Origin of the sequence: Pantoea sp. Ap-967, from assembly GCF_011752565.1 — a bacterium.
Taxonomy (GTDB): domain Bacteria; phylum Pseudomonadota; class Gammaproteobacteria; order Pseudomonadales; family Pseudomonadaceae; genus Aquipseudomonas.
The window spans coordinates 91,657-104,492 of the sequence record NZ_VWXK01000011.1; the positions used below are offsets into that span (position 1 = coordinate 91,657).

General features: G+C 63.0%; 14 protein-coding genes. 5 read left to right on the forward strand and 9 right to left on the reverse strand.

The features are described 5' to 3' along the window. Position 1: 1 nt before the first annotated feature. A complete protein-coding gene (locus F3J45_RS13875) occupies positions 2-1,444 on the reverse strand; it encodes a sodium:alanine symporter family protein (protein ID WP_167063205.1) in 1,443 nt (480 codons plus the stop codon). Positions 1,445-1,622: 178 nt separating this feature from the next. On the opposite strand from F3J45_RS13875, the gene F3J45_RS13880 reads away from it, so the two are divergent. Continuing rightward, a complete protein-coding gene (locus tag F3J45_RS13880; protein ID WP_167063208.1) occupies positions 1,623-2,432 on the forward strand; it encodes a helix-turn-helix transcriptional regulator in 810 nt (269 codons plus the stop codon). Positions 2,433-2,580: 148 nt separating this feature from the next. Here the strand turns inward: F3J45_RS13880 and F3J45_RS13885 are convergent, their stop codons facing one another. Then, the gene (locus F3J45_RS13885) at positions 2,581-3,372 is read right to left on the reverse strand and encodes a TSUP family transporter (RefSeq protein WP_205300516.1); all 792 of its coding nucleotides are present in this window, start codon (positions 3,370-3,372) and stop codon (positions 2,581-2,583) included. A gap of 17 nt (positions 3,373-3,389) precedes the next feature. Continuing rightward, complete coding sequence (locus F3J45_RS13890; protein WP_167063211.1) at positions 3,390-4,451, reverse strand: hypothetical protein; 1,062 nt, start codon at positions 4,449-4,451, stop codon at positions 3,390-3,392. Between the two features lie 238 nt (positions 4,452-4,689). Between F3J45_RS13890 and F3J45_RS13895 the strand changes: the two genes are divergently transcribed. Both F3J45_RS13895 and F3J45_RS13900 read left to right on the forward strand, forming a co-directional pair. Then, positions 4,690-5,574: a sugar nucleotide-binding protein gene (locus F3J45_RS13895; protein ID WP_167063214.1), complete on the forward strand. Its 885-nt coding sequence runs from the start codon at positions 4,690-4,692 to the stop codon at positions 5,572-5,574. Further along, a complete protein-coding gene (locus F3J45_RS13900; RefSeq protein ID WP_167063217.1) occupies positions 5,567-6,499 on the forward strand; it encodes an NAD-dependent epimerase/dehydratase family protein in 933 nt (310 codons plus the stop codon). The genes F3J45_RS13895 and F3J45_RS13900 overlap by 8 nt, the downstream gene beginning before the upstream one ends. Positions 6,500-6,584: 85 nt before the next feature. Here F3J45_RS13900 and F3J45_RS13905 read toward each other — a convergent pair whose 3' ends face one another. Continuing rightward, positions 6,585-7,028, reverse strand: a complete 444-nt coding sequence (locus tag F3J45_RS13905; RefSeq protein ID WP_167063220.1) for a helix-turn-helix domain-containing protein — start codon at positions 7,026-7,028, stop codon at positions 6,585-6,587. Between the two features lie 104 nt (positions 7,029-7,132). Between F3J45_RS13905 and F3J45_RS13910 the strand changes: the two genes are divergently transcribed. Next, positions 7,133-8,326, forward strand: coding sequence for an MFS transporter (locus F3J45_RS13910; RefSeq protein WP_167063223.1), 1,194 nt, complete (start codon positions 7,133-7,135; stop codon positions 8,324-8,326). On the opposite strand, the gene F3J45_RS13915 is transcribed toward F3J45_RS13910, so the two are convergent. The 5 genes from F3J45_RS13915 to F3J45_RS13935 all read right to left on the reverse strand — a co-directional run bounded on the left by F3J45_RS13915 (position 8,314) and on the right by F3J45_RS13935 (position 12,336). Then, positions 8,314-8,997, reverse strand: coding sequence for an OmpW family protein (locus F3J45_RS13915; protein ID WP_167063227.1), 684 nt, complete (start codon positions 8,995-8,997; stop codon positions 8,314-8,316). The genes F3J45_RS13910 and F3J45_RS13915 overlap by 13 nt on opposite strands. Before the next feature lie 109 nt (positions 8,998-9,106). Continuing rightward, positions 9,107-9,772, reverse strand: coding sequence for a DUF3299 domain-containing protein (locus F3J45_RS13920; RefSeq protein ID WP_167063230.1), 666 nt, complete (start codon positions 9,770-9,772; stop codon positions 9,107-9,109). 11 nt (positions 9,773-9,783) lie between these two features. Continuing rightward, a complete protein-coding gene (locus tag F3J45_RS13925) occupies positions 9,784-11,049 on the reverse strand; it encodes an ABC transporter permease (protein ID WP_167063233.1) in 1,266 nt (421 codons plus the stop codon). Continuing rightward, on the reverse strand, positions 11,049-11,759 hold the full coding sequence (locus F3J45_RS13930; RefSeq protein WP_167063236.1) for an ABC transporter ATP-binding protein: 711 nt from the start codon (positions 11,757-11,759) through the stop codon (positions 11,049-11,051). The genes F3J45_RS13925 and F3J45_RS13930 overlap by 1 nt, the downstream gene beginning before the upstream one ends. Position 11,760: 1 nt before the next feature. Beyond that, positions 11,761-12,336, reverse strand: coding sequence for a DUF2796 domain-containing protein (locus F3J45_RS13935; RefSeq protein ID WP_167063240.1), 576 nt, complete (start codon positions 12,334-12,336; stop codon positions 11,761-11,763). A gap of 136 nt (positions 12,337-12,472) precedes the next feature. Between F3J45_RS13935 and F3J45_RS13940 the strand changes: the two genes are divergently transcribed. Further along, positions 12,473-12,817 (forward strand): hypothetical protein, encoded by a 345-nt coding sequence (locus tag F3J45_RS13940; RefSeq protein ID WP_167063243.1) that lies wholly within the window; start codon positions 12,473-12,475, stop codon positions 12,815-12,817. Positions 12,818-12,836: the final 19 nt, after the last annotated feature.

The following is a 12,836-nucleotide window of genomic DNA, read 5'->3' on the forward strand; positions in this document are numbered from 1 at the left end:
ATCAGCGCTGCGGCTGAGCTTGGCCCGCAGTTTTGTCAGTGGCTGTTTCCACCTGTGGATTGACCGGCCAGGCGTTGCGGTCCAGGTCCAGGTCGGCGAATTTCGACGAATCGAACACGGGTTGCTTGACGCCTGCCTTGCGCTGCTCGTCGTAGTCGCGCATCACGCGCAGGCCGACTTTGAACAGCAGGGCCAGGGCCACCAGGTTGACGAAGGCCAGGCACGTCATGGTGATGTCGGCGAAGGCGAACACGGTCGACAGGTCTTGCATCGAGCCCCACACCACCAGTGCCAGTACCAGGCCACGGAAGGCCAGCAGCACACCGCGGTTGCGGCTCAGGAACTGCAGGCTGTTCTCGCCCAGGTAGTAGTTGTAGAGGATGCAGGTGAACACGAACAGCGACAGTGCCACGCTGACGAACAGGCGGCCCCAGTCACCCACCACGGCGGCCAGCGAGTTCTGGGTCAGGACGATGCCGTCACCTTCGAAGCCTGGGGTGTAGAAGCCCGACAGCAGAATCAGCAGCGCGGTGCAGGTGCAGATCACGAAGGTGTCGAGGAACACGCTGAACGCCTGGACCACGCCTTGCGCGCCCGGGTGTTTCACGGCGGCCACGGCAGCCACGTTGGGCGCACTGCCCAGGCCCGCTTCGTTGGCGAACACGCCACGCTTCACGCCCATGACGATGGCGCTGCCGAGCAGGCCGCCGAAGGCTGGGTCGAGGCCGAAGGCGCTCTTGAAGATGGTTTCCAGCATGGCCGGTACGTGGTCGATCTGGGTGCCGATCACGTAGAGGGTAACGCCGATGTAGGCCAGGGTCTTGACCGGTACCAGCAGGTCCGACACCGCGGCGATGCGCTTGATGCCGCCGATGAAGGTGATTGCCAGCAGCACGGCCAGAACGATACCGGTGTGGCGCGGGTCGAAGTCGAAGGCGTTCTGCAGCGAATGGGTCACGGTGTACGACTGCAGGCCGATGAAGGCGAAGCCGTAGGTGACCAGCAGCAGGATCGAGAACACGATGGCCATGCTTTTCAGCTTCAGGCCGTGCAGGATGTAGTACGCCGGGCCGCCACGGTACAAACCGTCGCCATCGGCGCGCTTGTACACCTGGGCCAGGGTACATTCGAAGAAGCTGCTGGCCATGCCGACCAGGGCGGTCACCCACATCCAGAACACAGCGCCCGGGCCACCCAGGGTCACGGCGATGCCGACACCGGCGATGTTACCGGCGCCAACGCGGCCGGCGAGGCTCAGCATCAGGGCCTGGAAGGAGCTCAACTGGCCTGCCTGGCCACGCAGCGATTCCTTGAATACGGCGAACATGTGGCCGAAGTGGCGGAACTGAACGAACCGCGAGCGGATGGTGAAGTAACCGCCGAGACCGACGATCAGCACGATGAGAAGTTTCCCGGACAGGAAATCGTTGAGTGCTTCGAGCATTGGAAAATGACCTCGATTCTTATTCTTCGCATGGAAAGATCAGCGGACGGCAGGCGCACCGCTATTCGTTGGGGCGCATGGTTGGCCATGACAAGGGTGGTTACAATTTCGCGGGTTGCTCTGACTTGATGCGACTTGATGCTATAATTGCGTCATTCGCGTCACCTGAGCCCCTGCCATGAGCGATCATTTCGCTACCAACCTGAAACTGGCCTGCAGCCATTACCGCTCTATCTCGGAAGTTTGCCGCCAGTTGTCCATCAACCGCGCGCAATTCAACAAGTACCTGAGCGGCCAGAGCCGTCCGACGGCTTTCAACCTCAAGCGCATCGGCGATTTCTTCGGCGTTGAGGATTACGAGCTGAACCTGCCCGCGGAACAGTTCGCCCGGCTGATCGGCGCGCGGGTGTCGGCGCTGGCCGATCAGCCCAGCGATCCGATCAGTGAACTGTTCCGGCCGTTGCACGAGCATGCCGGCAATCTTTCGCGTTATTGCGGCTATTACTTCGAATATTCCAACTGCATGTCGGTGCCTGGCACCATCCTGGTGTCGCTGGTGCATTTGTGGGAGGAGCGTGGGCGCTTCTTGTTCGAACGCCAGGAACGGCAGGAGCGCTCCAGCGCCACCGACCAGCATGCCGAGGTGCGCTGCCGCTACCTGGGTGCGGCGTTTCAGTTGCAGGACCGGGTGTTTCTCATCGACTACGAGTCATTGACCTTCAACGAGATGAGCCAGACCATCCTCATTCCCAGCTTCAAAAGCCGCATCACCCGCCTGAACGGCCTCAAGGCTGGCGTCTCCAGCGGCGACCGGCGCAACCCGGCGTGTACCCGGGTGGTGTGGGAGTACCTGGGCGAGGAGATCAACCGCATCAATGCCTACCGCCAGGTAAAGCTGTACCGCCCGGACGACCCCCGCATCGACGACGACGTGCGCGAGCGCCTGAGCGTAGGCCCCTTGCGCAACAGCCTGTTCGAAATCGAATGACCAACACGTCCCAAGGCCCGCACATGTTCTGGCACACCCTCCGGTAGGAGCGACCAGAGGTCGCGAATGGGCTGCGCAGCAGCCCCGGCGATTCCTGCCAGTGCCCATCGCGACCTGCGGTCGCTCCTACCGGGGCCGCGTGTGCAGCCTATTGCCAAAGCTGGCTCAGCCACACCCCTATCGGATGCCCATCGCTGAGCAGCAGCTTCAGCGCCATCAGGCTGCACACCGTGATCAACAGCGGCTTGATCAGCCGCGGCCCAAATAAGAGCGCGCAGCGCGCACCCAACTGAGCCCCAACGATGGCGCAAACCGCCATGGCCAGCGCCAGCGGCCAAATGATGGCGCCGGCGAAGACGAAAACCGTCAACGCCCCAAGGTTGCAGGCCGCATTGAGCAATTTGCTGCTACAGATGGCCTGCATCAACTGCCGCCCCAGTAGCAGGGTAAAAGCCACCATGAAAAACGAGCCAGTACCGGGGCCGAACAGGCCGTCGTAGAAGCCAATGAGTGGCGCCACCATCAGGGTGAAACACAAGGTGGAGACTCGCTGCCGGCGCTCGGCTTCACCCAGTTTGGGGCTCAAGGCGAAATACGCTGCAACAGCAATCAGCAGAACAGGTGCCGCAACCTCCAGGATGGCGCGGTCGAGCAGGCTGATCGACAAGGCCCCGGCGACGCCGCCAGCATATGACAATGTCGCCATCGGCCAATCCGTGCGCCATCGGATCATTCCCTTGCGAGCGAAGGCCCACACCGCGGAAACAGTGGCGGACGATGCCTGAAGCTTGTTGGTGGCCATGCTCGCCAAAGGGTCGATTCCGGCAACCAGCAATGCAGGAAGTGTCAGCAGGCCTCCGCCACCAGCTATTGCATCGAAGAATCCGGCCAGCAAGGCGATTGTGGCAAGGATGAGAAGGGTTGATAGCTCGATTTCCATTATTGGCAACCTTTCCTTTATCCGCGAACGACAAGAGGGTCTGAGTGCAATACAAGCGGTTCAGTTTGAGGCGAATAGGCAAAGAGCCGAATCAGAAGTCTTCGGTTATCTTGGATGATGTCGCGCCCGTGAAGTGCCTGGCTGTTATTGATGAGAAGTGCTGAGCTAGAATCCAGTGTGTACGTGCAGGCTTCAACTTGGGTGATTAACCGCCGCAGAGTATGAAGTGCTTTTTTTGCATGAGGTACCGCATGGTTATCCAGAGAATAGCGATAAGTGCTGTAGCGCAAGGTGTATCCGAAATGCCCATCGAACTGCAGGATAGAGCTCGCTGCGGGAGGCGGGCTATCATCCTTGATGAAGCACTCACTCCGACTGAAACGGTAAGAGCGTGATGAAAGCGCCAGTGCTTCTAGGCCATTGAGCTTTGCAATGACAGGTCGCATGGGTGTCAATCGAGTTGGTTCTCCTTGTGGATTCCACCGTGCCGTCAGAATCAGTGCGCTTGGAGCAGGCGAATGGCCTCCCTCGGCCACTACCGAGCAGTTATAAGGTGGCTCCGTATGAGGCCCGAGGCAAACGCCGGCATGGGAACTCAATTCGGCGGGTTGATGCGGGGCCTCATGAACCAGTGGGCGCTCACCGCCACCCTTGAAGTTAGCGACAAGCCGCAACTGTTTGGCATCGTTGTCGATATCGAAGGCGAAAGAACGGTATCCCACAAGACCAAGTAGAACCTGATGTCTCGATGCCAAATAGATTGTTTCTGGGGCATGAGCCAGCTCATCTATCGGTGGAAGAGAGTCTGGGACCGGGTCGGTGCGAAGCGGCAGCATGGAGCTAAAATCGATGGCGCAAACCTTACCGTCAATGAATGCTGATAATTGTGATAGCTGAGCAGTAGTCAGATAATTTTTCAAATCGAAGGCATAGTGAATGGACAAATCTGCAGAGCCTGGGGCGTCAGGTCCGCCGAGGCGTGAGAGATGTCTAGATGCTTTATCGAGTTTATAAGCTTGTACTGTACTGAAGCGAAAGTGAACGACATCTTGTAATGCGGTGCAGTAACTCCCTGTCATCGTATTATCCTTTATGTAGGGATGTGGCGAGATTTGGTTTGGACGAAGGCGCTATTGACGCAGCTTTTTCTCGCGCTGAATGCAGGACCTGGTAGCTCTGACCTGTAGGGAATTTCCCGCGAAATGGAGGCCATTTCAGGGCTCACTGTCCCCCAACCCCCCAGGGTTGGACTTCCCCGCCCGGAAACAGCAGAATGACTCCTTTACTCCAATCAACCTGTTCGGATCTGCTGACTCTATGCGTATGCGCCTGATGCTGTTGGGTGGTGGCAATGCCCTCGGGCAAGCGCTGATTCGTCTCGGGGCCGAGGAGGACATCGCATTCCTGGCACCGCGCCCGCCCGAAGATGGCTGGGCACCGGCCAGCCTCACTCAGCTGCTCGACGATCACCGCCCCGATGCCCTGGTCAACCTGGCTTACTACTTCGACTGGTTCCAGGCAGAGTCGGTCAGCGAACCGCGCCTGGCCCAGCAGGAGCGGGCGGTCGAGCGCCTGGCGGAGTTGTGCCAGCACCATCAGATCACCCTGGTTCAGCCTTCCAGCTACCGGGTATTCGACGGGTCACGGGCCACGGCCTACAGCGAAAAGGACGAGCCCGTACCGTTGGGCCTGCGTGGCCAGGCGCTCTGGCGCATCGAGCAAAGCGTGCGCGCGGCCTGCCCGCAGCACGTGCTGCTGCGCTTCGGCTGGCTGCTGGACGAGAGTATCGACGGTGCCCTGGGCCGTTTCCTCACCCGCGCCGAACAGCCCCAGGAGCTGCTGCTGGCCGATGACCGGCGTGGCAACCCGACGCCGGTCGACGACGCTGCGCGGGTGATTCTGTCGGTGCTCAAGCAGCTCGATTGCAGCGCGCCACTGTGGGGCACCTACCACTACGCCGGCAACGAGGCCACCACGCCGCTGGCGCTGGGCCAGGCGATCCTCACCGAGGCTGGCCAGTATCGCCAGCTGGCGGTGCAGGCGCCCACCGCGCAGGCCCATGCCGCGCGCCCGGATGCCAGCGAAGAGCCACAGCACGCTGTGCTGGCCTGCAAGAAAATCCTTCACACCTTCGGCATCAAGCCGCGTGCCTGGCGCGCCGGCTTGCCGCCCCTACTGGACCGATTCTACCGCCATGGCTGACGCCCCCATTCTCATCACCGGCGGCGCCGGCTTCATTGGCTCCCACCTGTGTGATGCTTTGCTGGCCAAAGGTTATGCGGTGCGCGTGCTGGACGACCTGTCCATGGGCAAGCGCAGCAACCTGCAACTGGATCACCCGCACCTGGAGCTGATCGAAGGTGACGTGGCCGATGCGGGCCTGGTATTGCGTGCCATGCAGGGCTGCGGCGGGGTGGTCCACCTGGCGGCCGTGGCCTCGGTGCAGGCATCGGTGGATGACCCGGTGAAAACCCACCAGAGCAACTTCATCGGCACCCTCAACGTCTGCGAAGCCATGAGCGTGCACGGCGTGCGCCGGGTCTTGTTCGCTTCCAGCGCGGCGGTCTATGGCAACAATGGCGAAGGCCAGGCAATCAGCGAAGACACCGCCAAGGCCCCGCTGACCCCCTATGCGGTGGACAAGCTCGCCAGCGAGCAGTACCTGGACTTCTACCGCCGCCAGCATGGCCTGGAGCCTGTGGTGTTCCGCTTCTTCAACATCTTCGGGCCGCGCCAGGACCCATCCTCGCCGTACTCGGGGGTGATCAGCATCTTCTGCGAGCGCGCCACCCAAGGCTTGCCGATCACGGTGTTTGGTGACGGCGAGCAGACCCGCGACTTCCTCTACGTGGGGGACCTGGTGCAGGTATTGATGCAGGCGCTGGAGCAGCCACAGGTGGAAGAGGGCGCAGTCAATGTCGGGCTGAACCGGGCCACCTCGCTGAACCAGATGCTCAAGGCGTTGGAGCAGGTGCTGGGCAGCTTGCCTGCGGTCAGCTACGGTGAGGCGCGGTCGGGTGACATTCGCCATTCGCGGGCGGACAACCAGCGGTTGTTGGCGCGCTTTGAGCTGGCGCAGCCGACTTCGATTGTCCAAGGTCTGGCTCGGTTGCTGGGCAAGGTTTGAGATAGCCGGGGCTGCGTTGCAGCCCATTCGCGGCGCAAGGCCGCTCCTACAGGGATAGTGTGGGGCCGGATTACGCGGCCCCAGCTCACGTATGCCGTACCAGGGTACGCTGGCAATCCTCGGCCCTCAGCACCCGACCATCGTCGGCCCGCACTTCCAACATCTGCACAGCCTGCCCGCTGGCCCTGTCCACCAGCGCCGAGCGCGCTTCCCCCGCCTCGAACAGAAACCGCTCCCCCCACTGACGCAAGCCGACCACGATCGGAAACACCGAACGCCCTTTCTCGGTCAGCACATATTCCTTGTAGGCACTGCCATCCGACGCCGGCTGCATCGCCAGCAAGCCGCATTCCACCAGCAGCTTGAGCCGCGAGGCGAGGATGTTCTTCGCCAACCCCAGGTTCTTCTGGAACTCGCTGAACCGGCGCAGGCCATCAAAGGCATCGCGCAGGATCATCAGCGCCCAACGCTCACCCAGCACCTCAAGCGCCCGTGCCACGGGGCATTGGCTGTTCACTTCATCGAGCATCGGTAAATCCTCGCCTGATCATCTGGTTGCAGATTAAAACCAGGTTTGCTAAATATCCAGCATGTAGTTTCAATTTGAAACCAGAAATCAAAGGAGTGAAAGCCATGAGGCGCTGGATAACGCTGCTACTTGCCACCACCTGCGCGCTGGCCGTCGCGACGGTGTACATCGCTCAGCCGCTGCTCGAGTCCATGGCCCGTGACCTGGGCGTGGCGCAGGGCAAGGTTGGCTGGGTAGTCGGTGTCACACAGGCGGGTTACGCCCTGGGGCTTGTCCTGATCGTTCCCCTGGGCGACTTGGTCGAGCGCAAGCGATTGTTGCTGGGCCAGTTGCTGCTCTCGGCGCTGGCGCTGGTCGGGGTCGGCATGGCGCAGCAGTGGGCGCTGTTGTTGGTCGCCCTGACCCTGACCGGGCTGATGGCGGTGATGGTGCAGGTGATGGTGGCCTACGCCGCGACCCTGGCCGCGCCAGCACAACAAGGGCAGGCCGTGGGCACAGTGACCGGTGGTGTGGTACTGGGCATTCTGCTGGCGCGCCTGGCCTCGGGAGTGCTGGCCGACCTGGCCGGTTGGCGCAGCGTCTATTTTGCCGCCGCCGGGGCACTGCTGCTGATGGCCGCCTTGCTCCTGCGCTACTTGCCAGGCACCCAGCCTGCGGCTCATCGCCCAGGCTACCTGCGGCTGATCGGTTCGTTGTTCAGCCTGTACCGCCACGACCGGCTGCTGCGCCAGCGCGGCTTGTTCGGCCTGCTGATCTTCGCGGCGTTCAGTGTGCTGTGGAGCAGCATGGTGTTGCCCTTGAGCACCGCTCCCCTGGCCCTCAGCCATACGCAGATCGGCCTGTTCGGCCTGGCCGGTGTCGCTGGCGCGCTGGCCGCTTCCCGTGCCGGGCGCCTGGCCGACCGCGGCCTGGGGGAGCGCACTACCGGGCTGGCGCTGGCGTTGCTGACCCTGTCATGGCTACCCACGGCCTTCGTTGGGCAATCGCTACTGGCCTTCGCGCTGGGCGTCGTGCTGCTGGATTTCGCCGTGCAGGCGGTGCATGTCACCAACCAGAGCCTGCTGCTGGCAGGGCGCGCAGCGCTGGCCAGCCGACTGATCGGTGCCTACATGTGCTGTTATTCGCTGGGCAGTGGCGTGGGGGCGGTGTTGGCGAGCGGCGTGTATGGCCGCTGGGGATGGCCGGCGGTGTGCCTGTTGGGCGCGGCGTTCAGCGCGGCGGCCCTGGGGTGCTGGCTATGGCAGGGCAGGACGCGGGCGGCCGCAGCCGCCCTGCGTTGTTCAGGTCAGAACTTGTAGCCCAGGCCGACCATGTACACCCATGGGTCAACATCCACGTCGACCTTGGTCTTGCTGTAGCCCAAGGCGCTTGGGCCATTGACGCTGGCCTTGGTGTCGATGTCGACGTACCAGACCGAGGCGTTGACCAGCAGGTTGTCGGTGATCATGTAGTCCATGCCCAGTTGGCCGGCGATACCGACCGAATCCTGCAACTTGAGGTTGCTGAAGCCCTGTTGTTTACGGTTGCTGCTGAGGTCTTCATCGAAGAACAGGGTGTAGTTGATGCCCACGCCGGCATACGGCTGGAACTTGGAGTTCGGCTCCATCGGGTAGTACTGCACGGACAGGGTCGGTGGCAGTTGCTTGATGTCGGCCAGCTTGCCGTCCAGGCCGCCGCCCAGGCCCTTGACGCCCACGGTGTGCTTGAACGGGGTCGCTGCCAGCAGCTCAAGGCCCACATGGTCGGTGAGCATGTAGGCGAAGGTCAGGCCCAGCTGGGTGTCGCTGTCCAGGGTCGCCTTGGTGCCCGACACCTTGTTGCCATCGAATTTCAGGTCGCCGCTGTTCTCGTTCGGCGCGGTGGTGATGGCACCGGCCCGCAGAATCATGTCACCGGCCTGGTAGGCGTGGGCAACAGGGGTGATGAGCGCCAGGGCCACGAGTGAGGCGCCGAGCAAAGACTTGTTCATGGAAGCTCCCAAAGGACGTTATTAATCGAGTAGTCCAATGGTAAGGAGCAGCCCGGGCCAGTTACTTGACCCAGCTCAAAGAAGTGTCGTCACGAATTCGAAACAGTTCTCACTTCAGCTCATAAACGAATATTTTCTCGGCTTCCATCTGGTAACCGGCGTCGGCCAATTCGCTGCTGGAGGCTCTAACCTGCATCTTTCCTTCGATCCAGTAGGGCTGGTAGAGGTCTTCCACGCGCACCCCCATTTCGGTAATCACGTGCACGATCTGGTTCGAGGGTGGCGGAGGCACATGAATGCAGGCGCCGTAGTAAGGCACCAGCAGGAAGTCGGTGGTGCGGCCTTCCTCGTTCACTTCCAGCGGCACGATGTAACCGGGGATCTTTACCTGTTGGCCGTCCAGGCTTTTCACCACAGGTGCATCGGGTGCCTGCTGGCGGGCGGGTGGGGCAGATTCGGCAGAAAGCGCGTTGCCCAGCTGCGACATGTCGTGCAACGGCGTGAGCTGCGGCGGGATGACCGGCGCACCCTCGGGGATGAGGGCAGGCCAGTCCAGCTCGCGGGCCTCGTCTGCCCAGCTGGGCAGAGCGATGCACAGCAGTGCTGCCAACAGCAGGTGGGCTGCTTGTGCTGGCCGCTTCGCCAGGCGATGCGGTGCCTGGCACCGGCTTTGCCGGTGTTCGCGGGGCAAGCCCGCTCCTACAGGGTTCCTCAGCCCCTTCAAGCCTGTGGGGGCGGGTTTACCCGCGAAGAAGGCGGTGAGGTTCCAGGTCATTGCACACACTCTCAAAGGTGAATCGACAGGCCATCGGCCAGCGACTGCCGGTAGGCGCGCCAGGCCGGTACGCTGCCCATCAGCAGGGCCGCGCCGAGGATGATAGCCAGCAATGTCCATTCATGGGCACTGGGCCAGGCCAATGGCAGGTACAAACCATAGTTGGCCTGCACGTACCCCTGGGCCACCGCGATTCCCGCATACAACAGGCCAAGCCCCGCAGCGATCCCGGCCACTGCCAGTGCCAGCGCTTCGAGCACCAGCAACCCGGCGATGTGCCAGGGCCGCGCGCCCACCGAGCGCAGAATCGCCATCTCCCGGCGGCGCTCGTTGAGGCTGGTGAGAATCGCAGTGAGCATGCCGATCAACCCGGTCAGCACCACGAACAGCGACACCACGAACAGCGCCTGCTCGGCCGTGCCCATCAGGCTCCACAGCTCCTGCAGGGCCACCCCCGGCAGAATCGCCAGCAATGGCTCGCTGAGGTATTCGTTGATCTCACGCTGCAGGCTGAAGGTGGCGATCTTGCTGTTCAGGCCGAGCATGAAGGCGGTGATGGCCGTGGGTTGCAGGTCCATGGTGCGCGCCTGGTCGGCGCTGATGCGCCCGGCGCCACGGGCTGGCACGCCGTTGTGCCAGTCGATGTGGATGGCCTCCATGCCGCCCAGGCTGATGTGCAGTGTGCGGTCCACCGGGGTGCCGGTGCGCTTGAGCACGCCGACCACGGTGAACGGCTTGTCGTCATGCTTGACCAGGCTGATGGCGGCCACGCCATGGGCCAGTACCAGTTTGTCGCCGAGCTTGTAGTGCAGGGTGTCGGCCACTTCTGCCCCCAGCACCACCTCGAACGGGTCGCTGGCGAACGCACGGCCCTGGCTCAGTTCCAGGTGCTGCTTGCGGCCGTACTGGTAATGGTCGAAATAGTCGGTGGTGGTGCCCATCACCCGGTAGCCGCGGTGCGAGTCGCCCAGCGAGATCGGGATCGCCCATTTCACCCGTGGGTCCTGGGCGTAGTGCTGGAAGCTGTCCCAGCGGATGTTGTTGGTGGCGTTGCCGATGCGAAACACCGAATACAGCAACAGGTTCACCGACCCCGAGCGGGCGCCAACGATCAGGTCGGTGCCGCTGATGGTGCTGGCGAAGCTGGCGCGCGCTTCGGTGCGCACGCGCTCGACGGCCAGCAGCAGGCACACCGACAAGGCAATCGCAAAGGCAGTGAGAAATGCCGTGAAACGGCGGTTGGCCAGGCTGGCCAAGGCAAGGCGGAGCAGGTACATCAGGCCTCCCGGGGCTTGGCGGCGCGGTTGAGTTCGGCCAGGGACAGGTGACGGTCGAACAGCGGTGCCAGGCTCTGGTCATGGCTGACGAACAGCAGGCTGGAGCCGGCCGCCCGGCATTCGTCGAACAGCAGGCCGATGAACGCTTCGCGGGTGTCGGCATCCAGTGCCGAGGTTGGCTCGTCGGCGATCACCAGTTCGGGCTGGCCGATCAGGGCGCGGGCTGCAGCAACGCGCTGCTGCTGGCCGATCGACAAGCTGTCGGCGCGCCGCGCGAGCAGTGCCGGGTCACCCAGGCCCAGGTGCGCCAGCAGTTCGCTGGCGGCCTGGTCTACGCTGCCATGGCGTTGCTGCGCACGGCTTGCGCGGCTGCGCGAGAAGCGGCACGGCAGCTCGACGTTCTCGCGCACCGACAGGAACGGCAGCAGGTTGAACTGCTGGAAGATGTAGCCGGTGTGGTCGACCCGAAAGCGGTCACGGGCACCCTGGCCCAATGCGGCGAGGTCCTGGCCAAGCAGCTGGATACGCCCCTGGCCAGGCCGGTTCACACCGCCCAACAGGCCCAGCAGCGTGGTCTTGCCACTGCCGCTGGGGCCCTTGAGGAACAAGGCTTCGCCGGCTTCCAGGCGAAATGCCGGAATATCCAGCAACGGCGCCTGGCCAGGCCAGGCGAACACCAGGTCCTGCAGTTCAATCAACGCCTGGTTCATCTCAGAATGCGACCACGGCCTTGGCAGGCGAGGTTTCCACGCCTTTCTGGCCGTTCGGGCCAATCAGCTGAACGTTGATCTTCTGGGTGGCCGGGAACGCCTTGTACAGCGGGGCGAGGTCGAGCTGGGCGAGTTTTTCCGGGGTGGCGCAGGTCAGCTGGTAATGGGCGTTGATGTCGCTGTGCACGTGGCCTTTTTCGTGTTCATCGCCGTCGTCGTCAGCCTTGGCCGCGTCGCCGAACAGCGGGCTTTCCAATTCCTGCTGGTCTTCCTTGCAGCCTGCTGCAGCGGCCAGGCCGAACAGCTTCAGCGGTTGTTCCAGCTGCTGGCGCACAGCGGCGACCTTGGCCTTGTCGGCATCGCTGCTGGCCAGGTGTTCGAAGCCGACCAGGTTCATGGCCGGGCTGTCCAGTTCCAGCTCCAGGGTGTTGCCGTCGAGCACCACATTGAGCTTGGCCACGCCGTGCTCATGGGCACCGAGGGTGCCGTGGGCATGGTCGTGGTCATGTTCGTCGTGGGCATGGGCCACGGCCAGGGGCAGCAGGGCGAAGGGCAGGGCAAGCAGCAGACGGCGCATGAACGACTCCAGGAATGGGCTGGGGGAAATATTCAGTTATGTTATAACAACTTTTCTCATGGCCGCCAGCCCGGGTGGCGCAGGTTTCATGTTGCGGTAGCATGGCTGACATTGACCTGCTTGCAAGGAAATCATCGTGAGAATTCGTGGACAGATTGGTGACTGGCCGGTGGACCTGACGGTCGAGCTGGAACCGCACGAGTGGGCGCAACTGGGGCGCCAGGTGGATGTGCCGGCCGTGGTGCCGGCGGCCGTTGGCGCTGTAGCGGCGGCGCCGCGCCAGGATGACGGGCAGTGGACGGCGGCGCGCGATGTGCTGCGCCAGGCGGGGCAGATGAGCGGGCCAGAGCTGCTCGATCGGTTGGAGGGGCTGGCCGGGAGTACGGCGGCGGGCAAGCGGTTGCTGGTGCGGTTGCGCCACTGCAGTGAGGTGAAGGTGGAAAGTGGCGCGGATGCGCCGGTGTATCACTGGGTGGGGTGAGGTTGCCTGGGCGGGCAAC